At 71.4% G+C, this 25,161-nt stretch carries 19 protein-coding genes; 7 read left to right on the forward strand and 12 right to left on the reverse strand.

Annotated features, from left to right (window positions below):
• Positions 1–500: 500 nt before the first annotated feature.
• The 3 genes from HNR40_RS49165 to HNR40_RS49175 all read right to left on the reverse strand — a co-directional run bounded on the left by HNR40_RS49165 (position 501) and on the right by HNR40_RS49175 (position 5,252).
• Positions 501–2,141: an RNA polymerase sigma factor gene (locus HNR40_RS49165; protein ID WP_184974430.1), complete on the reverse strand. Its 1,641-nt coding sequence runs from the start codon at positions 2,139–2,141 to the stop codon at positions 501–503.
• Between the two features lie 241 nt (positions 2,142–2,382).
• Positions 2,383–4,476, reverse strand: a complete 2,094-nt coding sequence (locus HNR40_RS49170) for a SpoIIE family protein phosphatase (RefSeq protein ID WP_184974432.1) — start codon at positions 4,474–4,476, stop codon at positions 2,383–2,385.
• A 206-nt stretch (positions 4,477–4,682) separates the two neighbouring features.
• Positions 4,683–5,252 carry an HhH-GPD-type base excision DNA repair protein gene (locus HNR40_RS49175; RefSeq protein ID WP_184974434.1) on the reverse strand — a complete coding sequence of 190 codons (570 nt, stop codon included), beginning with the start codon at positions 5,250–5,252 and terminating at the stop codon, positions 4,683–4,685.
• Between the two features lie 207 nt (positions 5,253–5,459).
• Between HNR40_RS49175 and HNR40_RS49180 the strand changes: the two genes are divergently transcribed.
• The 6 genes from HNR40_RS49180 to HNR40_RS49205 all read left to right on the forward strand — a co-directional run bounded on the left by HNR40_RS49180 (position 5,460) and on the right by HNR40_RS49205 (position 10,403).
• On the forward strand, positions 5,460–5,684 hold the full coding sequence (locus HNR40_RS49180) for a hypothetical protein (RefSeq protein ID WP_184974436.1): 225 nt from the start codon (positions 5,460–5,462) through the stop codon (positions 5,682–5,684).
• Between the two features lie 105 nt (positions 5,685–5,789).
• Positions 5,790–7,361 (forward strand): hypothetical protein, encoded by a 1,572-nt coding sequence (locus HNR40_RS49185; RefSeq protein ID WP_246510774.1) that lies wholly within the window; start codon positions 5,790–5,792, stop codon positions 7,359–7,361.
• A 10-nt stretch (positions 7,362–7,371) separates the two neighbouring features.
• On the forward strand, positions 7,372–8,130 hold the full coding sequence (locus HNR40_RS49190) for a thioesterase family protein (protein WP_184974440.1): 759 nt from the start codon (positions 7,372–7,374) through the stop codon (positions 8,128–8,130).
• 11 nt (positions 8,131–8,141) lie between these two features.
• Positions 8,142–8,897, forward strand: a complete 756-nt coding sequence (locus HNR40_RS49195; protein WP_184974442.1) for a LamB/YcsF family protein — start codon at positions 8,142–8,144, stop codon at positions 8,895–8,897.
• Between the two features lie 13 nt (positions 8,898–8,910).
• Complete coding sequence (locus tag HNR40_RS49200; protein WP_184974444.1) at positions 8,911–9,528, forward strand: 5-oxoprolinase subunit B family protein; 618 nt, start codon at positions 8,911–8,913, stop codon at positions 9,526–9,528.
• Entirely contained in the window at positions 9,525–10,403 is an 879-nt protein-coding gene (locus HNR40_RS49205) for a 5-oxoprolinase subunit C family protein (RefSeq protein ID WP_184974446.1), read from the forward strand. Before HNR40_RS49200 ends, HNR40_RS49205 begins: the two co-directional genes overlap by 4 nt.
• Before the next feature lie 302 nt (positions 10,404–10,705).
• On the opposite strand, the gene HNR40_RS49210 is transcribed toward HNR40_RS49205, so the two are convergent.
• The 9 genes from HNR40_RS49210 to HNR40_RS49250 form a co-directional block, all read right to left on the reverse strand.
• Positions 10,706–11,533, reverse strand: a complete 828-nt coding sequence (locus HNR40_RS49210) for a PhzF family protein (RefSeq protein ID WP_184974447.1) — start codon at positions 11,531–11,533, stop codon at positions 10,706–10,708.
• A gap of 10 nt (positions 11,534–11,543) precedes the next feature.
• Positions 11,544–12,626 (reverse strand): winged helix DNA-binding domain-containing protein, encoded by a 1,083-nt coding sequence (locus HNR40_RS49215; RefSeq protein WP_312896828.1) that lies wholly within the window; start codon positions 12,624–12,626, stop codon positions 11,544–11,546.
• Positions 12,627–12,708: 82 nt separating this feature from the next.
• On the reverse strand, positions 12,709–14,415 hold the full coding sequence (locus tag HNR40_RS49220) for an ABC transporter family substrate-binding protein (RefSeq protein WP_246510763.1): 1,707 nt from the start codon (positions 14,413–14,415) through the stop codon (positions 12,709–12,711).
• Positions 14,412–16,466, reverse strand: coding sequence for a dipeptide ABC transporter ATP-binding protein (locus HNR40_RS49225; RefSeq protein WP_184974449.1), 2,055 nt, complete (start codon positions 16,464–16,466; stop codon positions 14,412–14,414). The genes HNR40_RS49220 and HNR40_RS49225 overlap by 4 nt, the downstream gene beginning before the upstream one ends.
• Complete coding sequence (locus tag HNR40_RS49230; protein ID WP_184974452.1) at positions 16,463–17,371, reverse strand: ABC transporter permease; 909 nt, start codon at positions 17,369–17,371, stop codon at positions 16,463–16,465. The genes HNR40_RS49225 and HNR40_RS49230 overlap by 4 nt, the downstream gene beginning before the upstream one ends.
• Positions 17,368–18,354 (reverse strand): ABC transporter permease, encoded by a 987-nt coding sequence (locus tag HNR40_RS49235; RefSeq protein WP_184974456.1) that lies wholly within the window; start codon positions 18,352–18,354, stop codon positions 17,368–17,370. The genes HNR40_RS49230 and HNR40_RS49235 overlap by 4 nt, the downstream gene beginning before the upstream one ends.
• A gap of 77 nt (positions 18,355–18,431) precedes the next feature.
• The gene (locus HNR40_RS49240) at positions 18,432–20,765 is read right to left on the reverse strand and encodes an AAA family ATPase (protein WP_184974459.1); all 2,334 of its coding nucleotides are present in this window, start codon (positions 20,763–20,765) and stop codon (positions 18,432–18,434) included.
• A 64-nt stretch (positions 20,766–20,829) separates the two neighbouring features.
• On the reverse strand, positions 20,830–21,723 hold the full coding sequence (locus tag HNR40_RS49245; RefSeq protein WP_184974462.1) for a haloalkane dehalogenase: 894 nt from the start codon (positions 21,721–21,723) through the stop codon (positions 20,830–20,832).
• Between the two features lie 9 nt (positions 21,724–21,732).
• Positions 21,733–23,445 carry a tetratricopeptide repeat protein gene (locus HNR40_RS49250; RefSeq protein ID WP_184974464.1) on the reverse strand — a complete coding sequence of 571 codons (1,713 nt, stop codon included), beginning with the start codon at positions 23,443–23,445 and terminating at the stop codon, positions 21,733–21,735.
• 183 nt (positions 23,446–23,628) lie between these two features.
• Between HNR40_RS49250 and HNR40_RS49255 the strand changes: the two genes are divergently transcribed.
• Entirely contained in the window at positions 23,629–25,158 is a 1,530-nt protein-coding gene (locus HNR40_RS49255; RefSeq protein ID WP_184974467.1) for an MFS transporter, read from the forward strand.
• Positions 25,159–25,161: the final 3 nt, after the last annotated feature.

Below are 25,161 nucleotides of genomic sequence, written 5' to 3' on the forward strand. Positions count from 1 at the left end.
CGCGCACCGCGCACCGCGCACCGCGCACCGCGCACCGCGCACCGCGCACCGCGCACCGCGCACCGCGCACCGCGCACCGCGCACCGCGCACCGCGCACCGCGACAAGCATGGGGTGCACCCCAGCACGGAGCGCCATCGCGCGTGGCGTCAACGGTCCCGCGCTACCGGCCATCCAGGCGCGCCAGGCACCACCGACCTGCCATCTGCGCGACCAGGGCGGCGATCCCCCGGGCTTGCACTACCAAGGCGGCTGCTGTCCAGGACAACCGGGGCGGTGGCCTCCTGCTGCTCGACCAGGCCGACGACCTCCGGGCTTGCTCGTCCAAGGGCGGTCCCGGCCTAGGGCAACCGGGGCGGCGATCTCCGGCACCCACAACCCAAGGCGGCGGCGTCCGGTGCCCGCAACCGGGGCGGTGGCCTCCGGCACCCACAACCAGGGTGGGCAACGCGAAGGCCCCGCACCCCACCAGGGGTACGGGGCCTTCGAAAACCAGGCGCCCTAGTCCAGGTAGTCCCGGAGGACCTGGGACCGCGACGGGTGTCGCAGCTTGGACATCGTCTTCGACTCGATCTGGCGGATCCGCTCCCGGGTCACGCCGTAGACCTTGCCGATCTCGTCCAGCGTCTTCGGCTGCCCGTCGGTCAACCCGAAGCGCATCGACACGACGCCCGCCTCTCGCTCCGACAAGGTGTCGAGAACGGAGTGCAGCTGCTCCTGCAGCAGCGTGAAGCTGACGGCGTCGGCCGGAACGATGGCCTCGGAGTCCTCGATGAGGTCACCGAACTCGCTGTCGCCCTCCTCGCCCAGCGGCGTGTGGAGGGAGATCGGCTCGCGGCCGTACTTCTGGACCTCGACGACCTTCTCGGGCGTCATGTCCAGCTCACGGGCGAGCTCTTCGGGCGTGGGCTCGCGGCCGAGGTCCTGCAGCATCTGCCGCTGGACCCGGGCCAGCTTGTTGATCACTTCGACCATGTGGACCGGGATGCGGATGGTCCGCGCCTGGTCGGCCATGGCTCGGGTGATCGCCTGCCGGATCCACCACGTGGCGTACGTGGAGAACTTGTAGCCCTTGGTGTAGTCGAACTTCTCGACGGCGCGGATCAGGCCCAGGTTGCCTTCCTGGATCAGGTCCAGGAAGAGCATGCCGCGGCCGGTGTAGCGCTTGGCCAGCGAGACCACCAGGCGGAGGTTGGCCTCCAGGAGGTGGTTCTTGGCCCGGCGGCCGTCCTCGGCGATCCACTCCAGCTCCGCCCGCACGTCGACGGGCAGGTTGTCGACCTCGCCGCCGAGCTGCTCCTCGGCGAACAGGCCGGCCTCGATGCGCTTGGCCAGCTCGACCTCCTGCTCCGCGTTGAGCAGGGGGACCTTGCCGATCTGCTTGAGGTAGTCCTTGACCGGGTCGGCGGTGGCTCCCGCGGCGGCCACCTGGGCGACCGGGGCGTCATCGTCGTCGTCGGAGAGGATGAGGACTTCTTCCTCGTTCTTCTCCGGCGCCGCGGCGGCGGCCGCGGCTTCGGCCTTGGGCTCTTCCTCGGCGTCGTCGTCGGTCTCTTCGGTCTCAGTCTCGGCCTCGGCGACGATCTCCTCGTCGTCGACCTCGATGTCCTCGAGGTCTTCGAGGTCGACATCGCCCTCAAGGTCGATGTCCTCGTCCTCGGCGCCGTCCTGGGCCTTGGGCTTGGTGTCGGCCGGGCCGGTGTTGTTGTTCTCCGGCTTGTCGGCCTTCTTGGCGGGTGCGGCCTTCTTGGCCGCCGGGGCGGCCTTCTTGGCAGGAGCAGCCTTCTTGACGGGCTCGGCTTCAGCCGCGCCCACGACCGCAGTCACGGTCTCGGGCTGCTGCTCCTTGGCGGCCGCTGCGGTCTTCGTCTTGACGGGGGCAGCGGTGCGGCGCTTTGCTGGACCACGAGACTTCTTCGGTGCCGCCGAATCCGCGGCGGTCACCACCACGGTCACGCCCTCTTTACTGAGGTTCCGCAAGAACGCGGCGGCGTGCGACATCGGGATGTCCGCCTCCTCGAAGGCTTGGCGGACATCCTCAGACTCGAGGAAACCCTGCGAGCGCCCACGCTCGAGCAGTCGCTGAATGACGGGCTCGTTCAGCTCTTGTGGCTTCGAGCGAGTCGAACTTGCAGGCGACACGAACACCTCTCGAACGAACGCGTGGCGACAATGGACCCAGATCCCCGCTGGGGGGCTATGCCTCTCTAGGAGTACGGCGAGGCCGTGCGAAGCGCAAACGGACCATCCAGCATTCTGGCATGCCCCAGCACTTCATACGGCCACCTCCCGGCGGTTGACCTCCACCCTAGGCCGACCCGGACAGTAGTGCGTACGTAAGGGCGGCACTGATACCCGAAAGCAACCCTTATGACTGTTTCATTCAGTCACTCTTCGTGGCCGGCGGAACATGAATGGCCAGCGCGGTAACGTCATCATCCTGTTCATATCCCGACAACATCCGGTCTACCAGGAAGTCCAGCAGCATATGCGAACTACTGACGACCTCGGGCGGAGCTTCGGTCACAACAGAACAAAGTTCCGCCAGACCGGCGTCCAGCCCGCGCTTCCTGTTTTCCACCAGACCGTCGGAGTAGAGCACGGCGGTATGGCCAGGCGGCACCACGAACCGGAACTGCCTTCGGCTGGTCGGCCAGCCTAGCGGAGTACCGGGCTCGGCGTCGCACAGAATCGCCGTGCCCTGCGGCGAAACCAGCACGGGCGGCGGGTGACCGGCCAGCGCCAGCGTCCCCTCGCCCGTCACCGGCTCGACCACCATGTACGCCAAAGTCGTGACCTGCTCCTCCTCTTCGGTGGCCTCGAAGACCCGGTCGAGACCGGTCAGCACGGCCGCCGGAGGCGGGTTGGTCAGCGCCAGCGCGCGCATGGCGTTGCGGATCCGGCCCATGCCGGCGGCGGCCTTGACGCCCTTGCCCATGACGTCGCCGACCACCGCGGCCACCCGGCCGTCCTGGAGCACGAAGGCGTCGTACCAGTCGCCGCCGACCTGCACGTGGCGGCTTCCTGAACGGAAGCGCTGCGCCAGCACCAGCCCCTTGACCACGGGCAGCCGGTCGGGCAGCAGGCTGCGCTGCAACGTCTCGGCGGTGCGGTGCTCGCGCTCGAACAGCGTGGCCCGCTCGACGGCGAGCGCGCACTGCCCGGCCAGCGCCTCCAGGAAGACGCCGTCCTCCTGTGAGATCTTCTGCGGCCTGGTGAAGGAGAAGCGCAGCGCGCCCAGCGCCCGGCCCGCGGCCAGCAGCGGCAGGCCCACCCAGGCCCGCTCGTCGCTGTGCTTGAGGTAGGCCGACAGGACCTCCTCGCTGCCGCCGGCTTCCAGCAGCTGCGACTTGAGGCTCTCCGGCGACTCGGCGAAGACCGGCCTGCGGCTGTTGACCGCGATCGTCATCACGCTGGTGTGGGCGAGCGGGATCTCCTCGCCCGCGGCTCCGGGCACCTCGGGCACGCCTTCGCCGTTGATCAGCTGCAGCATGGCGCGGTCGGGGTCGAGCAGCGCCACCGCGGAGCGGTCGGCGGCCAGCGCGGTGCGCCCGACGTCGATGATGACCTGAACCACGTGCTCGACCGTCAGGGCCTCGGCGAGCAGCGCGGTCGCGCCCTGCAGCCTGGCCGTGCGCAGTGCGGCGGCGCCCAGCTGGTCGGTCAGCCTGCCGCGCATCTCCTCGGCCTCGCGCTGCGGGGTCACGTCGGTGTTGGCGCCGACCCACTCGACCACCCGGCCATGCCTGATGATCGGTACGGCCCGCACCTCGAAGTGCCGGTAGCCGCTGGCCCGGGTGCGCACCCGGTAGTTCCACTCGAACATGGTCCGCCCGCGCAGGGCCTCGCGCCAGGCCTCCTCGGTCTGCTGACGCTCGTCGGGATGGACCGCGTCGAGCCAGCCCTGCCCGAGGTATTCCTCCAGCCCCTGGCCGGTGATGGCGCGCCACTGGGGCGCGTCCTCGACGACCGCGCCCGTGGGCGAGGTGATCCACACCAGCTGCGACTGCGCCTCGACCAGCGAGCGGTAGCGCTCCTCGCTGCGGCGCAGCTCCTCCTCGGTCTGGCGGCTCTCGGTCACGTCGAGCCCGACCAGCGCGACGGCACGCAGCTCGCCGCCCTCGTCGTGGATCGGCGAGAACGACAGCGACCAGTGCCGCGTGTCGCCGTCGGCCGAGCGCACGCGCACCCGGCTCTCGGTGACGGGCCCGTCGCTCTCGATCACGGCCTGTACGGCATGCGTGATCAGCTGGCTGAGGTCGGCGGCGAGCGTCTCGACAGGTGGCTTTCCGATCAGCTTGTCCGCGGGCACGCTGACGACGTCCGTGAACACGTCGTTGACCCGCTGGACGCGGCCTTCGACGTCGAAGAAGGCGAAGGCGAACTCCGCCTCGGAAAGCAGGCCCTTGAACAGGCCGGAGTCTGAGATGTCCACATCCGACTCCCGGGGACGGGGAACGGAGGTCTCGGCGCTCATGGTCGGCACCTCCGTCGCGTGCCAGGGTCTCCCACGCGGCACATCTCCATAACTGTGTATCGGCGTAGCGCAGCTCCGGGCGACCGGATTCTGCTGTACATCATCGGCGATGGGTGTGCGCGGACGGAAGCCCCCGCCACCCGCGGGTCTCCACTATGGACAACGCATCCTGTCAAAATCGCTCCACATTACGCAGCAAGATCAGGCTACTTGGCCTTCGCCGCCCTTTTGGCCTCTTGCTTGGTTGCCCTGACCTTGCCCAGGCTCTCCGGATCGGTGACGTCGGCCACCGACCTGTGGGAACCCTCCTCGCCGTAAAGTCCGGCCGCCTCGCGCCAGCCGGATGGCTGGACGCCGAGCTGCTTGCCGAGCAGAGCCAGAAAAATCTGTGCCTTCTGCTTGCCGTAGCCCGGAAGATCTTGCAGTCGCTTGAGCAAGTCCTTGCCGTCGGCGGCATCGGCCCAGATCCGCTCGGGCTCGCCCTCGTAGCGTTCCACGAGGTAGGCGGCCAGTTGCTGGACGCGGCTCGCCATCGACTTCGGATAGCGGTGCACGGCGGGTTTCTCGGCCAGCAGCGCGGCGAACGCCTCGGGGTCGTAGGAGGCGATCTCCCCGGCCGTGAGGTCGTGCCCGAGCCGCTCCGAGATGGTGTGCGGGCCGGTGAACGCCCACTCCATCGGGATCTGCTGATCGAGCAGCATGCCGACGAGCAGGGCGAGCGGGCTGCGGCCGAGTAGCTCGTCGGCCTCCGTCCGCTGGGCGAGCTGGATGCGCATGGCAACAGCTTCGCACGAAAGGGTCTCTCACGTTCGGTGGTCGGCCGTGGTCCACCACTAGGTGGGCGAGAACGTCTTGTAAACGTAGAGAACACAGTCGGCCTGGAGGCTTGACACCGGCCCGAGAACAGATGAAATGAGAGCGCAAGTCGCCCGCGTCCGCCTCCGGGGGGTTTGCCCTCGGGCTTGCAGAGGAATCTCACGACTATGCTCGCTCTGGCCACACGCATGCTCAAAGAGCCAGTTAGTCATCGGCTGGCCGAAGAGTTTCTCACCGTGCCCGTCGACACGATCGACCGATGTGTGGCCGATGTGTGCGCCTGCGCGGAGCACCTCGGCATCGAGGCGACTCCCCAGATCGTGGAGCGCATCGCGCGCGAGCACCTGCTCGCCATCGTGAACTCCGCGCCCCCGCCCCGTAGCGCCCGATAACATCGGGGTCACCAGGCTGCGTGAAACGCGCCGTTTGTGCCTGGAATGCGAGAGAGTGAGGGCGTGCGCCGACATCGAACCAATCCTGATGAAGTCTTCCAGGAGATGCTGCAGGCGGCGCGCGAACTTCTCGCCGTACGGACGCCGCTCGACGCGGAGCTGATGGTCTCCGACATGATCGGCGCCTGGTGGGGAAAGCGCGTCAAGGGCGGTGACGTCGAGCAGGTGCTCGGCGAGGGGCTGGTCGACTACGCGGCCAAGGCCGGCACGCCCGCCTCGCTGACGCTGCTCATCTGCCTGGCCTACCTCGGCACCGCGCGTCAGGGCGCCAAGGCCGAGGGCGCCGCGCTGGCGATGATGGAGGGCGGCGTGGCCAGGCCCGGCTGGGCCGACCGGGTGGGCGCGGTCAAGCCCACCGGCTGTTACGTCTCCCGCGACGCCTACGGCGACCAGGACACCGTGATCTGCACCTTCGCCTACCGGTGGGGCGAGGCCACGGCCGACCGTCCCCAGGACCGGCACGCGCTGGTGCTGGTCGTCGACCACAACATGAACGGCATGGCCCGCGACGCCTGGGTCTCCTCCCACGTGGAGAAGCTGCTCGACCAGGCCAGGACCGAGGCCGAGGCCGACCCGATGCTGCTGTTCGAGGAGATCGAGCCGCAGCAGGCGCGGGCGCTGCTGGAGTCGGCGATGAAGGCCACCATCGGAGCGCAGGAGCTCGACGGGAGAGAGCGAGGGACGAGCCAGCGAGCGGCGAAGCGGGCGCGACCATCGAACACAGTGCCCAAGACGCCGCCGCCGGTCAGCGACAGCTACAGCGCCTACCACGCCTTCGCCCGCTCCCGGCTGAAGGCGCTGCCGCCCGGCCGCAAGCGCCCGGCGCCGCTGCACATCGAGGCGCCCTACAGCCGCGAACGGCGGGCCATGCTGGCCGCGGAGTTCCTGTCCTCCGACGCCGCCGAGCACCTGTCGGACCCGTCGGCGGCCTCGCGCTGCGCCGACCACATCATCGACTACGGCTGTGAGCAGGACTTCAACCGGCCGATGCGGGTCAGCCCGGTCAAGTGCGAGACGTTCCTGCTGGACTGGCTGCCGCGCAAGGTGATGCTGAGCCGGGCCGAGCAGGAGGCGATGCCGCACGTGTTGTCGGCGTGGGTGCGCTTCGCGGCGGGCCGTACCGGATTGCCGGAGCGAGGACTGCGCGCGACGCAGGACGCGGTGTGGGAGGCGACGGCGAAGTTCCCCGAGGCCTACCGCGACCCGACCTCCTTCGGCCTGGACCTGCCGCTGCTGGAGCGGCTGCTGCCGGACGGCGACCTGTCGGCGCTGGCCAGGCGGGTCTTCGCCTTCCCGTTCCTGCAGGGCATGCACGGCGACATCGACCTCGACAAGCTGGACCCCGCCGACCAGGCCGACCGGCGCACGCTGCTGCGCTTCGACCACGTGGGCGACATCGACGAGGAGCACCTGGCCTGGCACGAGGAGATCGCGACCAGGTTGTGGGACGGCGACCCGCCGCAACTGTGGGAGGCCGCCCAGCGCCTGCTGGACCTGGGGCACGACCGCCACGACGTGCTGCACGTGCTGATCGAGATCGCCGAGCGCATCGGCGGCGACCCCGAGGAGCTCGCCGCCGCTCTCGACGACATCGCCGACATCCCGGACGAGATCTAGAACCATGCCGATGTACTCCTGGCTGGGCCCCGGCCGCTACCTCGCCACCGAACACACCCAAGGTCCCTGGCACCCGGGCTTCCAGCACATGGGCCCGGTCACCGCCCTGATCGCCTACGAACTGGGCCGCACCGCGCCGGTGCCGGGCCTGGAACTGTCCCGGCTGGCCGCCGACGTCTTCGGCCCCGTCCCGGTCGGTGAGCTGGAGGTGAGCGCGGAGGTCATCCGCGACGGCAGGCGGGTGCAGTGCCTGGCCGCCACCGTCCGGGCCGGCGGCCGCGAATACGTCAGGGCCACCGCCTGGCGCATCCGCGAGGGCGAGAGCCCCGAGATCGCCACCTCGCCGCCGCCCGCCCCCGTCCCGGACGAGCCGACCCCGCCGTCGTGGCTGTCGACCGGTTTCGGGTACGGCAGAGCCATGGACTGGCGTTTCGTCAAGGGCACCCCCGTGGAGACCGGCCCCGCCACGGCGTGGATGCGCATGCGCGTCCCCCTGGTCGAGGACGAGCCCACGACCCCGCTCGAACGCCTCCTGGCCGTGGCCGACAGCGGCAACGGGATCAGCTACGCCCTGCCGTTCGAGACGCACATGTTCGTCAACCTGGACCTCACGGTCACGTTGCTCCGCACGCCGGCCACCGAGTGGATCTGCATGGACGCCGAGACCGTCGTCGGCCCGTCCGGCCGCGGGCTCACCCGATCGGCCCTGTTCGACGAACACGGCGAAGTCGGCGCGGCCACCCAGACGCTCTTCGTCGCGCCACGGTAGAAGATAGGGCCATGGTGATCGACCTCAACGCGGATCTCGGCGAGGGATTCGGCATCTGGCGGCTCGGCGACGACCTGGCGCTGCTCGACATCGTGACCAGCGCCAACGTGGCCTGCGGCTTCCACGCCGGCGACCCCGTGACCATCAGGCGCACCTGCGCCGCCGCCGTCGACCGGGGCGTGTCGATCGGCGCGCAGGTCTCCTATCGCGACCTGGCCCACTTCGGGCGCAGGGAGATGGAGGTCGAGCCGGAAGAACTGTGCGCCGAGGTGCTCTACCAGCTCGCCGCCGTCGACGGCATCGCCCGCGCGATGGGCGGCCGCGTCTCCTACGTCAAGCCCCACGGCGCCCTGTACAACCGCATCTGCCGCGACCCCGGCCAGGCCGCCGCGGTCGTCGACGCGGTCGCCGACTACGACCCCACGCTGCCGATCCTCACGCTGCCCGGCTCCGTCGTGCACGGCGTCGCCGCCGCCGAGGGCGTGCCCACGATCGCCGAGGCCTTCGCCGACCGCGCCTACACGCCGTCGGGCGCGCTGGTGCCCCGGCGCGAGCCCGGCGCCGTGATCCACGACCCGGCCGCGGTCTCCGCGCGCGCCGTGCGCATGGCGCTCGACAAGAGCGTGCTGGCCGCCGACGGCTCCCAGGTCGAGGTCCTGGCGCGCTCCATCTGCGTCCACGGCGACACCCCTGACGCGGTACGGCTCGCGCAGGCCGTACGCGATCAGCTGCTGGAGGCCGGCGTGGTCCTGCAGGCGTTCGCATGACCGCGGCGGTGCGGTGATCAGGGCGGCCGGTGAGCACGGGCTGCTCGTGGAGACCGGGTCGCTGGAGGTGTCCCACCGGCTGGACGCACTGCTGCGTGCCGAGCGGCCGGGCTCCGTCGTGGAGATCGTCCCAGGCCCGGAGACCGTCCTCGTCGTCGCCCCCGGCGCCGACCAGCTACGCCTCCGCGAACGGCTGACGGACCTGGCCAGAGCCGCCGCCGAGCCGCCGTCCGGCGACCGGACTGCCGGGACCCCGGCCGTCGTGGTCCCGGTCGTCTACGACGGCGCCGACCTGGCAGACGTCGCCGGGGAAACCGGGCTGACACCGGAAGAGGTCGTGGCACGGCACAGCGGACGGGAACTGGTCGTGGGCTGGCTGGGTTTCTCGCCCGGATTCGCCTACCTGACCGGGCTCGACCCGGTGCTCCACGTGTCCAGGCTGGCCACACCCCGCACGTCGGTCCCGGTGGGCTCGGTGGCCATCGCCGGCCCGCACTCGGCGGTGTACCCGAGCGCCTCGCCCGGTGGGTGGCGGTTGCTGGGGCGTACCGATCTCCGGGTGTGGGACGTGCGGGCCGATCCGCCGTCCCTGTTCCGGCCCGGCACGCGTGTGCGGTTCGAGCCCGCATGATCGAAGTGATCAAGCCCGGTCCTTACGCGACCGTCCAGGACCTCGGCCGCCCCGGCTACGCCCACCTGGGCGTCCCCTACTCGGGCGCCGCCGACACCACCGCACTGCGCCTGGCCAACCGCCTGGTGGGCAACCCAGAGGGCCACGCCGGCATCGAACTGACCTTCGGAGGCGCAAGCCTGGCGTTCCCGGCAGGCGCGTGGGTGGCGGTGACCGGCGCCCCCTGCCCGCTGATCTCGGCCGGCGCGGGAATGACGGTGCCGGTCCGGGCGGGAATGGGCGCGCCGTTCTGGGTTCCGGCCGGAGGCGAACTGCGCTTCGGGACACCCGCAAGGGGCCTGCGCACCTACGTCGCCGTCCGGGGCGGGATAGCGGTCGAGCCGGTGCTGGGCAGCCGCTCGACGGACTCCCTGTCCGGCCTCGGCCCCGCCGTGCTCCGGCCGGGGACCGTACTGCCCGTCGGCCCGGTGGACGGGCTGGCGGAGATCTCGGTCGACGTGGCCCCTCTGCGTGAGCCGGGGCCGGCGGTGCTGCGGGTGGTGCCGGGGCCACGTGACGACTGGTTCGTGCCGGGAGCGCTGAAGGAACTGTGCGGACGGCCCTACGAGGTGACCCAGGACAGCAACCGGGTCGGCGTGAGACTGAGCGGGCCCGTCCTGGAGCGTGCCCGGCAGGGCGAACTGCCCAGCGAGGGCATGGTGGCGGGGGCCGTCCAGGTGCCGCCCAGCGGCCAGCCGATCATCTTCCTGGCCGACCACCCGCCGACGGGCGGCTACCCGGTGATCGCCGTCCTGTCCGCCGCTGACCTCTCGACGGCCGCCCAACTCCGCCCAGGCGACACCACTCGCTTCACCCTCCGCAAAACCCCCACCTGACAACAAGCCCCACAAGAGCCGACCGGCCTGGCGTGGATCCCGGTGGCCGGTCGGCGTGGGCCGTGACGGCGGGGACCACGTCCGACGTGAGAAGCGACCCCCACGATCGGCGCCCGCCCACGACGGCGGGTGGCGTGGGGGCGGCTGTGCCGTAACGGAAAGAAGGCGCGCCGTAACGGAAAGAAGGCGCCGTAACGGAAAGAAGGCACCGTAACGGAAAGAAGGCACCGTAGCGGAAAGAAGGCACCGTAGCGGAAAGAGGGCGCCGTAACGAAAGAGACCGCCGCAACCGACAAAGAGAGCTAGATATCGACGGCGCCGCGGATGCAGGTGACGGAAGAGCCACCGACCCAGATGACATCCGCTTCCGTGGAGATGTGGACGCGGCCGGCGCGGCCGAGGGCGGTGCCCTGCGAGGCGGTGTAGGGGGCGGTGGCGCGGCCGGTGCGGAGGAGCCAGCGGGCCAAAGAGGCGTTCAGGCTGCCGGTGACCGGGTCCTCTGCCGTGGCCCCGTGCAGGGGGAAGAACGCGCGGACCTCGAACGCCTGCGGCGACCCCTCCGGGTACGGCCCGGCCACCCCGATGTCCAGGTCCACCACACCGGGCCGCACCTCCAGCACCTCCTGCGCGCTGCCCAGCAGCACCGCCACCCACCCCGGCCCGTTGTCGGCCCACTGCGCGTCCACGATCGCGGTGCGGTCGATGCGCAGCGTCTCGGCCAGCCGTTCGACCAGTTCGTCCTCGACCGGCCCCTCGCGCAGCAGCGGCGGCGCGGCGAAGGCCAGGCCGGTGGCGGTGCGCCGGACGTCGACCAGGCCGGCGCCGCACTCCTGCACGATCGTGTCCCCGCCGGCGGGCTTGCCTCCGGCCTCCAGCCAGGCGTGGCAGGTGCCGAGCGTGGGGTGGCCGGCGAACGGCAGTTCGGTGGTGGGGGTGAAGATCCGGACCCGGTAGTCGGCCTCGGGGCTGGTGGGCGGCAGGACGAACGTGGTCTCTGACAGGTTCGTCCAGTGGGCGAAGCGCCGCATGTCCTCGGTGCTCAGCCCGTCGGCGTCGAGGACCACGGCCAGCGGGTTGCCCCGGTAGGGGGTGTCGGTGAAAACGTCGACCTGCGCGAAGTCTCGGGTCATGGGTCCAGTGTCACAGCTCGGCGAGCAGCGCCCGCATCCCGGTCACCGCTTCGGCGAGCGGGCCGGCGGGGACGTCCTCGAACAGCTCCACGCTCATGTCCTTGGGCTCCCACACCCCGGCCACCCGGCCCTGGTGGACCACCACGGGTGAGATCCAGCCCGCCGCCCGGCTGACCTTGGGCTTCACCGCGGGCGGGACGAGCGCGGCCAGGTTCCGGGGTGCGGCGAGGATGTACTGGTCGAAGCCGGGCAGCAGGTGGACCTCCTCCGACGGCCGGGTGGCGGCAAGGTCGTCCACGTGCTCGGTGAGAGCCTTCAGCGGCTCGCCGTCCACCTCCACCTCGGTCAGCTCGGGCGCCAGATCGCGGAACCAGCCCTTCAGCACCGACTTCTTCGCGACGCCGCCGAACAGCCACCTGTCGAACGTCTCCGGCGAGGCCGGTCCGTGGGCGCCCAGGTAGTCGCGCAGGAGGCGGACGCCGGCCTCTTCCTGGGGCGGCAGCTCGGCGGGCCAGGACGGCAGCCACGCGCGCGGCGCGGTGAAGGTGACCTTGCCCTCGCGCGGCGGGCCGTAGCAGAGCTCGCCCAGCCTGCTCAGGGGCTTCAGCAGCGCGCCCCATCCCGAGGTGAGCGCCTCGCGCAGGTGGGCGTCGCCGGTGCCGGCCACGACGGCGTCGACCAGTTCCTCGCGGGTCAGCGGGGTCTCGCCGAGCACCTTCGGGACCGCCTCGACGATCGCCTCGATCTCGGCCGCGGTCACGCCGTGGCCGCGCTGCCACACGCCCTTCTCCCAGAACCGCAGCGTGGCCAGGGCTGCGCAGTAGTCAGGCAGCCGATCGGCCGGCACCAGGTGCAGGGTGCCGCGCATCACCCAGGTCTTGGCCAGCGTGCGCTCCTGCCACAGGGCCCGGTCGATGGCGCCGGGATCGGGGCGCGCGCTGCGGAGCGCGACCGCCTGCTGGGCCGAGGAGGCCACCTGGGTCTGCACCCCGCACAGGCGCCTGGCCACCGCCACCGGGTCGTCGGCGCCCGGGCCGCTCACATGCTGACGCCGCAGGCGCCACGCCAAGACCTGCGACCACGTCACATTCACCTGCCCTTTCTACACCTGACCCACATGGACGCTCACCTTGGCCTCTCCTCGGGCCGCGACGGTGCGGCCGGAGGGAGAGCCGTCACTTGGTGAAGCCGATGTCCTGGTAGCGCAGGTCGTAGAAGCCGCGGGCGCCCGCGTTGGCGAGGTTGGCCTTGGTCGCCACGTTCTGCGGGCGCTGGTACAGCGGCAGCACGTTGACCTCCTGCCAGATCAGCCTGTCGGCCTGGTTCGTCTCGGTCCGCGCCTGCGCGTGGTCGAGCGCGGACCCGGCCCTCTGCATGGCCGCGTCGATGGCCGCCGAGCCGGTCCTGCCGAAGTTGGCGTTCCAGGTCTTGCCGCCGTCGGGCGAGTTCACGTAGATGCCGTAGCTGCTCGACACCGGGTACGGCGTGCCGATGTAGGCGAACGGCGTGATGTCGAAGTTGCCGGGGATGACGTACTTGGTGAAGAAGTCGTCGCTCGGCACCGCCTTCAGCGTGAGCTTGACGCCGATCTGGGCGAGCATGTTCTGGGCCAGCTCGCCCTCCGACTTGCTCAGCTGCACCCCGGTCGGCACCACGAAGCGCAGGTCCAGCGGCTTGCCGTCCTTCTGCCTGACGCCGCCGGCGAGCTTCCACCCGGCGGCGTCCAGCATCTGCTTGGCCCTCTCCGGGTTGTAGACGCCGAGCTCGCCGGCGTTGTCCTGGTAGCCCTCCTGGGTGTTCATGAAGAAGTGGTTGTTGAGCAGCGTGATCGGCCAGTCCAGGCCCTGCAGGTCGGACTGGGCGATGGCCTGCCGGTTGATGCCGAGCTGGATCGCCTGGCGGACGTTGACGTCCTTGAGCAGTTCGCTGGAGCCGTTGAAGGTGAAGTGGCGGAAGTCGGGGCCGGCGGCCTGGCGTACCTCGGCGCCCGAGGTGGACCTGGCGCGGGCGTAGTCGGGGGCCGAGGGGCCGACGTCGGTGATGTCGAGTTCGCCGTTGCCGAATGCGCCGATCAGCGAGTCCTGCTCGGAGGCGCGGTAGATGATCTGGTCGAGCTTGGCCCGGTCGCCCCACCACGCGTCGTCGCGGACGATCGTGATCGTCTTGGCGGTCTGGTCGAAAGCCTTGAAGGTGAACGGCCCCGCCGTCACCGGGATCTTGTTGAGCCAGCCGGTGTTGAAGGCCTCGGGCGAGCCGTTGGCTGACTTCGGCAGCAGCGGCCCGAACAACGACTGCCAGTCGGCGAAGGGCCGGGCGAACGTGACGACCACCTCGTAGTCGTCCTTGCCCTTCCTGACGCTCTCGATGTCCTGGTAGCCGGTCGGCGAGACGATGCGGAAGGCGGTGTCGCGGCCGTTGAGCGCCTTCCACTGGGCCGAGTAGTCCTCCCAGGTGATCGGGTCGCCGGTGGACCACTTGGCCTTCGGGTTGAGCGTGTAGGTGACCACCTGGTTGGGGTCGCTCTCGGTGATCTTCGCGTCGACGAGGTAGTCGGGGTTGACGGAGATCTCGGCCTTCTCGTTCGAGCGGAAGGGCCACGGGAGCAGGGCGTTGCTGACCACGGAGGCCATGAGGAGGTTGCCGTCGACGTGGTTGCGGTTCCACTGGGAGGGGAACTCGTTGAGCCCCCAGCGCAGCGTGCCGCCGTCGCGTACCTGATCGCGCGGCTGGAGGTTGATGTCGAACGCCTTGATCGCGGCGCCGTCGCCGGACGGTCCGGCGCCGCTGCCGCCCGCCGATCCGCCGCTGCCGCCGCCACCGCAGCCCGCCAGAGCCAGCGAGCCGGTCAGCGCGGCGGCGACGGCGAGACGTGATGCCTTCATGGATGTGACTCCTCGTGGTTCTGTACGACTTCGAGCTTCTCGGCGTAGTGGCAGGCCACGCCGTGGTCCTGGGCCAGGGCGCGCACCTCGGGCTCGCTCTCCACGCACCGGGAGCGCTCGTTCGCGGCGAGCGTCCTGAACTTCGGGCAGCGGGTACGGAAGCGGCACCCGGAGGGCGGGTCGGCGGGGCTGGGCAGGTCGCCGTCGAGCAGGATCCGGCGCCGGGTGCGCTCGCGCTCCGGGTCGGGCAGCGGGATCGCCGACAGCAACGCCTGCGTGTAGGGGTGCATGGGCCCGTCGTAGACGGTGTCCACCTGGCCGATCTCGGCGATCCGGCCCAGGTACATGACGGCCACCCGGTCGGCGATGTAGCGCACGACGGCCAGGTCGTGCGCGACGAACAGGTAGGACAGGCCGAGCCTGGACTTCAGCGCGTCGAGCAGGTTGATCACGCCGGCCTGGATGGAGACGTCGAGCGCGGAGACCGGCTCGTCCAGGACGACCAGCTTCGGTTCGAGCGCCAGCGCGCGGGCGATGCCGATGCGCTGGCGCTGGCCGCCGGAGAAGTCCTGCGGGTAGCGGGCGGCGTGGGACTCGTCGAGACCGACCAGCCGCAGGAGCTCGCGCACCCGCGAGCCGGTGTCGCCGCGCCGGTGGGTGCGCAGCGGCTCGGCCAGGATGTCGTGCACGGTCATCCGAGGGTCGAGCGAGGCCAGCGGGTCCTGGAAGACGACCTGCATGTCGCGCCTGATCGCCATCCGGTCGCCGGCGGCCAGGCGCGCGGTGTCCTGGCCGAGGACGACGATCCGGCCGTCCTGCGGCTTGACCAGCTCCAGGATCTCCATCAGCGTCGTCGTCTTGCCGCATCCGGACTCCCCCACCAGCCCGAGCGTCTCGCCCTGGCGGATGTCGAAGCTGATCCCGGCCACCGCGTGCACGGTGCCGACCCGGCGCTTGAACAACGAGCCCTTCATCAGCGGATATTGCTTGACCAGCCCGTCCACGCGCAGGACCACCTCCTGCGCGCCCCGCCCGCCACGGACGGCCGCCGCGGCCTGGGCGGCGTGCCGGCCCGGCGGCCTGACCCCGACGTCGGCCCAGCGGATGCAGGCCGCCTCGTGGCCGGGCCCGACCTCGAGCAGCGCCGGCTCGGCCACCGAGCACTCCTCGACCGCCATCGGGCAGCGCGGCTCGAACGGGCAGCCGGGCGGCAGCGCGGCGGGCGAGGGCGGCGCCCCCTCGATGGGCACCAGCGGCTGACGCCCGCCCCGGTCGACGCGCGGGATCGAACCGAGCAGCCCCACCGTGTACGGCATGCGCATCCGGTAGTAGATGTCGTCCACCGCCCCCACCTCGACCGGCCGCCCCGCGTACATCACCAGCACCCGGTCGGCGAACCCGGCCACCACCCCGAGGTCGTGGGTGATCATGACGATGGCGGCGCCGGTCTCCCGCTGGGCCGTCTTCAGCACCTCCAGCACCTGTGCCTGGATGGTGACGTCGAGCGCGGTGGTCGGCTCGTCGCAGATGATCACGTCGGGGTCGTTGGCGATCGCCATGGCGATGACCGCCCGCTGGCGCATGCCGCCGGAGAACTCGTGCGGGAAGCCCAGCGCCCGCTGCCCGGGGTTGGGGATGCCGACCAGGTCGAGCAGCTCCACCGCCCGGACCATGGCCTGCTCCTTGGTGACCTTCTGGTGGATGCGCACCGCCTCGGCGATCTGGTCGCCGACGCGGTAGACGGGGGTGAGGGCCGACAGCGGGTCCTGGAAGACCATGGAGATCGTCTTGCCGCGCAGGGCGGTCAGCCGCTTCTCCGGCGCGCCGATCAACTCCTGGCCCCTGAGCCGCACCGAGCCGGTGACGGTGGCGCTCGGGGGAAGCAGTCCCATGACCGCGGCGGAGGTGACGGACTTGCCGGACCCGGACTCGCCGACGATGCCGAGGACCTCGCCGGGCCGTACGGCATAGCTGACGCCGCGCACGGCGCGCACGTCGCCGAAGGTGACGTGCAGGTCGCGCACCTCCAGCACCGGCTCCCCCGCGGTCATCGGCGCACCTTCCTGGCGGCGGACGGGTCGAACGCGTCGCGCAGCGCGTCGCCGATGAGGTTGACGGCCAGCACGGTGACCACCAGCAGCGCGGCCACGAACCAGAACGTCCAGGGCGCGTAGACGGCGGTCTTGGCGCCGTCGGCGATGAGCGTGCCGAAGGAGACGTCGGGCGGCTGGATGCCGAAGCCGAAGTACGACAGCGAGGTCTCGGTGAGGATGGCGGCGCTGACGTTGAGCGTGGCGTCGACGATGAGCAGCGACGACAGGTTGGGGATCACGTGCCGGAAGATGATCTTCACGGGCGGGACGCCCATGAACCGGGCGGCCTGGATGTACTCGCGCTGCTTCAGCGAGATCGTCATCCCCCTGACGATCTTCGAGGTGACCATCCAGAGGAACAGCGCCAGCATGACCACGAACAGCACCCACTGCCCGTCGCCGAACAGCGGCGACATGATCGCCAGGATCAGGAAGGCGGGCAGCACCAGCAGCAGCTCGGTGATCCAGCTCAGCGTGCGGTCGGTCCAGCCGGCGAAGTAGCCGGCGAAGGCGCCGACCGTCGCGGCCAGCGCCGTGGACAGCAGCGCCGCCAGCAGGCCCACGATCAGTGACTTCTGCATGCCGCGCAGCGTGACCGCGTAGACGTCGGCGCCGGTCTGGAGCGTTCCGAACCAGTGCTCGGCCGACGGCGGCTGCAGGAACGCGGTGAAGTCCTTGTCGGTGTAGGTCCACGGGCTGAACAGCGGCCCGACGAAGGCCAGCAGGAACATCGCCGCCAGGACGGCGAAGCCGATCCGCCCCTGCGTCGAGCCGAAGAAGCGGCCGCCCACCATCCGCAGCCGCGAGGGCGCGCGCGGCGGCTGCCGGAGCTCTTCGGCGAGCTCCTCTTCCTGCAGGCTCATGCCGTTCTCACCCGCGGGTCGAGGGCGGCGTGGAGCATGTCGGCCGCGAGCGAGGCGGCCAGGACGGCGATGGCGGCCAGGAAGGCGATGGCGGCCACGGTGTTGACGTCGTTGGTGAAGATCGAGTTGATCAGCTGCTCGCCGAGCCCGTGCCAGCCGAAGATCTTCTCGGTGAACGTGGCCCCGGTCAGCAGCGTGCCGAAGGTGAAGGCGAAGTAGGTGACGACGGGGATCAGCGCGGTGCGCAGCGCATGCCTGGTCAGCGCCCTGCGCCTGCTCAGCCCCTTGGCCACCGCGGTGCGGATGAAGTCGGCGCCGAGCACGTCGAGCATCATGTTGCGCTGGTAGCGGCTGAAGGTGGCGATCAGGCCGAGCGACAGCGAGACCGTCGGCAGGATGAGGTGCTGCAGCCGGTCGAGCACGCCGCCCCAGAACCCGGTGTCGAGGCCGTCGGAGTATTCGCCGCTGACCAGGAAGACCTTGGCGCCGAAGACGTTCTCGTTGAGCCAGGTGCCGACGAGGATGAGCATGGTGGCCAGCACGACCACGGGGATCGCCAGGACGAGGAACGACATCCCCGTCGAGAGCCGGTCGAACAAGCCATATTGCTTGACCGCCGCGTAGGCGCCCACCAGCACGCCGACCAGGCTGCCGCAGATCAGCCCGAGCAGCACCAGCCGGAAGGTGACGCCGGCCCGCCGGGCGAGGTCCTCGTTGACGGAGGTGCCGGTGACGGTCCTGCCGAAGTCGCCGTGGAGCACCCCGGCCGCCCAGGTCGCGTAGCGCTGGATGAGCGGGGTCTTGTCGTTGAGGTTGAGCGCGGTCAGCTGCGCGTCGACCACGGCGGGCGGCGGCTTGGGGGTGCGGTCGGCGTAGTTGGAACGCGGGTCGAGCGCGCCGGCCGCCAGCATGTACGCGAGACTCGACGCCACCGCGACCAGCACCAGATAGTTGAGCAGCCTGCGAGCCAGGAACCCCGCCATCCACACCTCCCCTCCGTAGTCATAGTGCTACACCATGTAACGGAGGGGCCGCAGCCAAGTGTCAAAGAGGAGTTACGTTAGCGTCCGGATAGTTCGTCCACCGCTGCCCGGACATCCTCGCTGGTGATAGTGGTCAGCTCGGCGGAGCTGGCGTCGACGCCCAGCGCCGCCAGGCGCACGTCGCGCCGGAGCGCGGCCCGCTCGAACAGCGAGCGGGCGAAGCGGCCGTTGCCGAGCCCGTCGATGAGCTTCTCCCCGCACACCCAGGCGAACACCTCGTCGAGGTCGCGCAGGGCGGCCTCGTCGAAGCGGTCGCCGGCCTTGTCGGCCAGCAGGGCGGCGATCTCCGACAGCTCGCCCGGACTGTAGCTGGGGAAGGCCACGCGCTGGTTGAAGCGGCTGGCCAGGCCGGGGTTGGTGGCCAGGAAGGCGTCCATCTCGCGCTGGTAGCCGGCCAGCACGATGACGATCCGGTCGCGGTCGTCCTCGGCCCGCTTGAGCAGCATCTGCACGGCCTCGTTGCCGAAGGCGTCGCCGCCTGAATAGCCGGGGTTGACCAGGCTGTAGGCCTCGTCGATGAACAGCACCCCGCCGAGCGAGCGGTCGACGAGCTCGTTGGTCTTGATCGCGGTGGCGCCGAGGTGCTGGCCGACCAGGTCGGCGCGGTGCGCTTCGACGACGTCGGGCCTGGCCAGCAGGCCGAGCGCGGCGAAGATGCGGCCGATGACGCGGGCGACGGTGGTCTTGCCGGTGCCGGGCGGGCCGGCGAAGACGAAGTGCCGGGTCTGCGGCGGCGTGGGCAGCCCGCGCTCCTGGCGCATCCTGGCCACCTGGAGCTGGGCGGCGATCGCGTGGACCTGGCGCTTGACCGGCTCCAGGCCGGCCATGCGGTCGAGGTCGCCGAGCGCCTCCTCCAGCGTGGGCGTGGCCTCGTAGCCGCGGAAGCGGGCGGTCAGCTCGTCGAAGGCCTTGGTGAGGTCGGCCGTGGTGGTGGTGACGAGGTCCTCGGTGGTGGGGGTGCCGCCGGCGCCGACCACACGCACGTCGCGGGCCTGCGCGGCCGCCTCGACCAGGCTGCGCACGAAGCGGGCGTTGCCCAGCTCGTCGACCAGGCCGCGGCGCTGGACGTCCTCGAACAGGCCCAGCAGCGCGGCGGGCGCGCCCAGCCCCATGCGGTCGCCGCGGCGGCCCTGGAGCAGCTCGGTGATCTCGGCCAGCTCGGCCGGCGAGTAGCTGGGGAAGCGCACGCGGGTGGCGAAGCGGCTGGCCAGGCCCGGGTTGGAGCTCAGGAAGCCGGCCATCTCCTGCTCGTAGCCGGCCAGGATGATGATCAGCCGTTCCCGGTCGTCCTCGGCCCGCTTCAGCAGCGTCTGCACCGCTTCGGCGCCGAAGCGGTCGGGCTGGCCGTCGGAGGAGTTGATCAGGCTGTAGGCCTCGTCGATGAACAGCACCCCGCCGAGCGCCCGGTCGACCAGCTCGTTGGTCTTGATCGCGGTCGCGCCCAGGAACTCGCCGACCAGGTCGGCCCGCTGCGCCTCGACCACCTGCGGCGTCTCCAGCAGGCCGAACGCGTAGAAGATCTTGGCGAGGGTGCGGGCGACGCTGGTCTTGCCGGTGCCGGGGGGGCCGACGAAGACGAAGTGGCGGGTGGGCCGCTCGGGCGAATAGCCCGCCTCGGCGCGCAGCCGGGAGGCCTCGATGGAGGCGGCGATCGAGCGGACCTGGTCCTTGACCGGAGACAGCCCGATCATGCTCTCCAGCTCGGCGAGCGCCTCCTCGACCGAGATCGGCTTCTGCGGGGCGCCGCGCTCGGGCTGCGCCTCCTGCCTGCCGTCGCGGCCGCGTACGCGCACCTGCTCCTCGGAGGTCAGCTGGGCCTTGGCCCGGCGGGCCGCGACGAACCGGTAGAGCAGGATCGCGGCGGCGGCGCCGTAGGCCACCCACAGGGCCAGGCTCTCGGAGACCGGCGACAGCGCGGCGGCCAGCGCTCCGGCGGGCACGAGCGCCATGAGCGTGGTCAGCCAGGGCGGTACCCAGGTGATGAGGTGGGCGACGCCGGCCACCGGCAGCGCCAGCGCCATGAGCAGGATGGGCACGCCCGAGCGCGGCGGGAACAGCATCGTGAACACCGGCAGCAGCGCCAGCCAGCCGGCCACCACCAGCACGGTGGCGGCGGCCCGCGGGAAGCGCAGCGTCAGCGCCGTGAAGCCCAGCAGCGCCAGCGTCACCAGGAAGGTCTGGAACATGTCCCAGCCCAGCGCCGCGGCGACGCCCACGGCGACGACGAGCACGCCGACGTAGAGCACCCGGCGCACGGCCGGGGGAAGCTGGAAATACCGCAACCTCACCTGCTCGAACAGATCCCGTGCGGCGGCTCTGCCCGCCGGCCGGGCCCTGTCGGACTCCCGCATCACGCCTCCCCGGTCCGACCCCGGTTATACCGCACCGGACCGACGATTGGGCGCACCTGACACGCTAGGTGGCGGTGACGAATGCGGCGACGTGCCGGCCCAGCTCCGCGCCCGCGTCCTCCTGGAGGAAGTGGCCGGCCCCGGCGATCACGGGATGCTCAAGCCCGGAGGCCCCGGCCATGGTCCTTTTCAGGATGGGCGCCATGGCGCCGGTGATGGGGTCGCCGTCGGAGAAGGCGACGAGGAACGGCAGGCCGAGCGTGGTGAGGATCTGCCAGGCAGCGCGGTTGGCGGGCGCGGCCGGATCTTCGGGCGTGTCGGGGACCAATCCGGGCATGGCCCGCGGACCGGACTTGTAGCTCTCCTCGGGGAAGGGCGCGTCGTAGGCGGCGCGGACGGCCGGCGAGAGCTCGCTCGCGCAGCCGGACTGGACGAATCTGGCGATGTCGAGCACGGGCGCGGTCGTGATGGCGTCCTTGAAACGGTGCCAGACGTCGGGCATGGGAATGTCACCGGTCGGCAAGCCCGTGTTGGCGGCGACGATCCTGGCGAAGCGCTCCGGGTGCTCGGCGACGATCCGCAGCCCGATCAGCCCGCCCCAGTCCTGGCCGACGAGGGTGATGCCGGTCAGGCCGAGCTCGTCCAGCAGGAGGCGGCGGGTCCACTCGACGTGGCGGGCGTAGGTGTGGTCGGCGGGGTCGGCGGGCTTGTCGGAGCGGCCGAAGCCGACCAGGTCGGCGGCGATGGCGCGGAGTCCGGCCGCGGCGAGTTCGCGCATGACGTGGCGGTAGAGGAAGGACCAGCTCGGCTCGCCGTGCAGCAGCACGACCGGTTCGGCGTCTGGCGGGCCCGCTTGGTACCAGGCCATGCGGATGCCGTCCACCTCGGCGTAGCGCGGTTCGCAGGGGAAGTCCGGCACGTTCGCGAAGCGCGCTTCGGGGGTGCGCAGCAGATCCATCTCCCGACGTTAGCGGCGTTGGTGCCGCCCGGGGAACTCCCCGACCAGAACGTGGCTCGGTGTGACCCGCAGCACGTCGGAGTCGGCCAGGGCGATGCCGCGTACCTCCACCCAGAACCGGCGCTGCAGCGGGTCGGCGGCGAACACCGCGACCCTCGGGTCGGCCTCGACCGCGGTCCAGGCCCGCGGCTCGGCGATCAGGCGCAGCTCGCCCGCCCTGGTCACGGAGGCGACCGCGCCCACGACCCGGGGGCCGGCCGGGTCGGTATAGGAAAGCACCACGGATCTGGCATAGGCGAAGGCCTGCCGTACCTCCGGAGAAAGGGCCACGGACGGGGCGTCGCCGAGCAGCGGCTCGCACATGATCAGGGAGGGCCGCCACGGGCCCGGCGCGCCGCGCCACCAGGCGCGCGCCCCGCGCAGCGCGAAGAGCGCCACGACGGCGCCGAGCGCGCCCAGGCCCGCCCACCAGGCCCAGGCCAGCGCGAACACTCCCCCGGCCGCGCACGCCGGCGCCGCCACCACGACCAGCAGCGCCGCCGCCAGCAGCCACCTGTCCTCGCCGTGGCGGGCCTTGCGATAGGCCTCCATCAGCGGGTACGGCACCGCCAGCGCCACCACCGCGGCCTGCGGCTCCAGCACGAGCGCCCCCAGGACCAACGGCACCAGAACCGACCAGACCCGGCCGAGAATGATCCACAGCACGACCCCGGTGTTACGCCGCCCCTCGCGCTCCCCGCGGGCCAGCGCGAACTCCTCCAGCGCCCGCAGCGGCCGCCCCCGCCAGACGCCGCCGAGCGCGTGCAGCACGGCCAGGGCTGGCCAGCCGAGCACGAGGATGCCGGTCAGCCCAGCCCAGACCGGGTCGAACGCCGAGGTGAACGCGGGCAGCACCAGCCAGACGGCGAACGCCACCACCGCGACCAGCGCCGACACCACCGACGTGCCCAGCCAGGGCGCGCGGCCGAACATGGCCGGCACGTAGGCCCACACCCCGATCCTGCGCGCCTGCCGCACCGTCAGCACGGCCACGGCCACCAGGACAAGAGCGCCGCCCAGCCGGGCCTGCGGCCCCAGGTCGAGGCTCAGGGCGGCGAAGGCGATGGCCAGCGTGGCCACGGCGAGGAGCAGGCGGGTCTGGCGCGACCACACCTCCAGGGCCCGCCGGGCGCGGCCGCTCTCGCGCGGGTCGAGCGGCCAGGCGGGGTCGTGGTGGACGCGCGGGCTGTCCCAGCGCAGCCAGGCGAGGCCGAGGTTGACGCGGGTCTGCGGGTGGGCGATGTCACGCTCCAAGGCGGCGGCGTAAGCGATCCTGGCCCGGCGGTGCTCGCCGCGGATCAGGGCCAGGTCGCCGAGCTGGAGGTGCGGGGTCAGCTCTTCGGGGGCGAAGGCGCGGGCGAGTTCGGCCTGGCGTACCGCCCGGTCCCAGCCGCCGGGGGCGTGGCGCTGGGCGGCGGACAGGCGCAGGCGGGCCTGCCAGGATCCGGGGGCCAGCCGTACGGCGTGCTCGGCGTGGGCGAGTGACTCGGCGTCGCGGCCGAGCCGTTCCTCGGCGAGGCTGATCAGGCGGTGGGCCCATTCGGCGTCGGGGTCGAGTCCGGCGGCCTTCTGGGCGGCTTCGAGTGCGGACTCCGGGCGGCCGTCGCGCAGCCGGGCGGCTGACAGGGCGCACCATTCGCGCGGGGATCGATCAGGGTCGTCGCCTGTTTCGTCTTTCCCCACAGGGTCATGATCGGTGGGCCGGTAGGACTTTCATAGATCCGGACATATGCCTGTATCTCTCTAGAGAGGTCGGGGCGGGATGTGGATCATCCAATACCGCTGTCCCAAGTGCCGCACATCGCCTAAGCTGCCACGCATGCTTACGCGGGCCCGTTGCGACCGAGGCGGCCCGCAGGGAGTTCCATGACCGTCACCCAGGCCGTGCCCATCGTCAAACGGGCCCAGCGGGTCGGAAACGACAACCGCTGGGCCGTACTGGTGCTGCTGTGCCTGAGCCTGTTGCTGATCACCGTGGACGCCACGGTGCTCCACATCGCGGTGCCCGCGCTGACGGCCGCGCTGGAGCCGTCGGCCGTGCAGCTGCTGTGGATCATCGACGTCTACTCCCTGATCGTGGCCCCGCTGCTCATCCTGTTCGGCACGCTCGGCGACCGCTACGGGCGCAAGCGGCTGGTGCTGACCGGGTTCGTGATCTTCGGCGTGGCCTCGGCGCTGGCCTCGGCCGCGACCACCCCGGCCATGCTCATCGCGGCCCGCGCGCTGCTCGGCGTCGGCGGAGCCATGATCATGCCGGCCACGCTCTCGATCATCCGCCAGGTCTTCACCGACCGCCGTGAACGCGCCGTCGCGCTGGGCGTCTGGAGCGCGGTTGCCGCGGGAGGCGCCGCGGTCGGCCCGCTCGTCGGCGGCGTGCTGGTCGGCTGGTGGTGGGGCGCGGTCTTCCTGATCAACGTGCCCATCCTGCTCGTGCTGCTGCCCGCCGCGGCCCGCCTGCTGCCGGAGTCGCGCGAGCGCGGCGGGCGCCGCTGGGACGCGCTCAGCGCCGCCCTGTCCGTGTTCGGCATCCTGGCGCTGGCCTTCGGGCTCAAGGAGGCGGGTTCGGGCGGCCTGATGCCGTTCGGCGCCGCCCTGCTGGTCTTCTCGGCGGGGGTGGCGCTGCTGGTGTGGTTCGTCAGGCGGCAGAGCAGGCTGGCCGCGCCGCTGCTCGACGTCGGGCTGTTCCGGCGCCGGGAGTTCACCACCGGGGTCGCCGGGGTGCTGCTCGGCGTCTTCGCCCTGGTCGGGCTGCAGCTGATGCTGGCCCAGTATCTGCAGCTCGTGCTCGGTGACAGCCCGCTGCAGGCCGCCGTGCGCATGCTGCCGCTGGTCGTCTCCGCGATCTCCGGCGGGCTGGCCGCCGCGCACATCCTGCCGAGGATCGGCATGCGGGCCACCATGAGCGGCGGCCTCGCGCTGGTGGCGCTCTCCCTGTCGCCCACGCTGACCTGGGGCGTCGAGGGGCATCCCGTGATGCTCGCGCTCTGCTTCGTCGGCATCGGGTTCGGCGTGCAGGTGGCGCTGCTCGCGGCCTCCGACACGATCATGTCCGCCTGCCCCGAGTCGCGGGCGGGCGGGGCGGCGGCCATCGAGGAGACCGCCTACGAGCTCGGCGCCGGGCTCGGCGTGGCCGTGCTGGGCACCATCACCACCCTCGCCTACTCTCCCGCGCTGCCGGCCGTACCCGGTGTGCCGGAAGGCGGCATGGACCAGGCCAGGCAGTCGCTCGCCGGCGCGGCCCACGTCGCCGACCAGGTCGGCGGCGACGCCGGACGCGAGCTGCTCGGCGCCGCGCGCTGGGCCTTCGTCAACGCGCTGCACACGACGGTCGTGGTCAGCGTGGTCCTCCTCAGCCTGACCGCCCTCGCGGTGGCCACGCTGCTCCGCCGCGATTGAGGT

The sequence above is a fragment of the Nonomuraea endophytica genome, from assembly GCF_014203235.1.
Taxonomy (GTDB): domain Bacteria; phylum Actinomycetota; class Actinomycetes; order Streptosporangiales; family Streptosporangiaceae; genus Nonomuraea; species Nonomuraea endophytica.

Excerpts from the sequence above, each read along its gene's own strand:
- HNR40_RS49185 (WP_246510774.1), top strand. The coding sequence starts at position 5,790 with ATGCTGCAGGCGGCGCGCGAACTTCTCGCCGTACGGACGCCGCTCGAC.
- HNR40_RS49190 (WP_184974440.1), top strand. The coding sequence starts at position 7,372 with ATGTACTCCTGGCTGGGCCCCGGCCGCTACCTCGCCACCGAACACACC.
- HNR40_RS49195 (WP_184974442.1), top strand. The coding sequence starts at position 8,142 with ATGGTGATCGACCTCAACGCGGATCTCGGCGAGGGATTCGGCATCTGG.
- HNR40_RS49245 (WP_184974462.1), bottom strand. The coding sequence starts at position 21,723 with ATGGATCTGCTGCGCACCCCCGAAGCGCGCTTCGCGAACGTGCCGGAC.
- HNR40_RS49170 (WP_184974432.1), bottom strand. The coding sequence starts at position 4,476 with ATGAGCGCCGAGACCTCCGTTCCCCGTCCCCGGGAGTCGGATGTGGAC.
- HNR40_RS49230 (WP_184974452.1), bottom strand. The coding sequence starts at position 17,371 with ATGAGCCTGCAGGAAGAGGAGCTCGCCGAAGAGCTCCGGCAGCCGCCG.
- HNR40_RS49180 (WP_184974436.1), top strand. The coding sequence starts at position 5,460 with ATGCTCGCTCTGGCCACACGCATGCTCAAAGAGCCAGTTAGTCATCGG.
- HNR40_RS49205 (WP_184974446.1), top strand. The coding sequence starts at position 9,525 with ATGATCGAAGTGATCAAGCCCGGTCCTTACGCGACCGTCCAGGACCTC.
- HNR40_RS49210 (WP_184974447.1), bottom strand. The coding sequence starts at position 11,533 with ATGACCCGAGACTTCGCGCAGGTCGACGTTTTCACCGACACCCCCTAC.
- HNR40_RS49175 (WP_184974434.1), bottom strand. The coding sequence starts at position 5,252 with ATGCGCATCCAGCTCGCCCAGCGGACGGAGGCCGACGAGCTACTCGGC.
- HNR40_RS49225 (WP_184974449.1), bottom strand. The coding sequence starts at position 16,466 with ATGACCGCGGGGGAGCCGGTGCTGGAGGTGCGCGACCTGCACGTCACC.
- HNR40_RS49255 (WP_184974467.1), top strand. The coding sequence starts at position 23,629 with ATGACCGTCACCCAGGCCGTGCCCATCGTCAAACGGGCCCAGCGGGTC.
- HNR40_RS49235 (WP_184974456.1), bottom strand. The coding sequence starts at position 18,354 with ATGGCGGGGTTCCTGGCTCGCAGGCTGCTCAACTATCTGGTGCTGGTC.
- HNR40_RS49240 (WP_184974459.1), bottom strand. The coding sequence starts at position 20,765 with ATGCGGGAGTCCGACAGGGCCCGGCCGGCGGGCAGAGCCGCCGCACGG.
- HNR40_RS49220 (WP_246510763.1), bottom strand. The coding sequence starts at position 14,415 with ATGAAGGCATCACGTCTCGCCGTCGCCGCCGCGCTGACCGGCTCGCTG.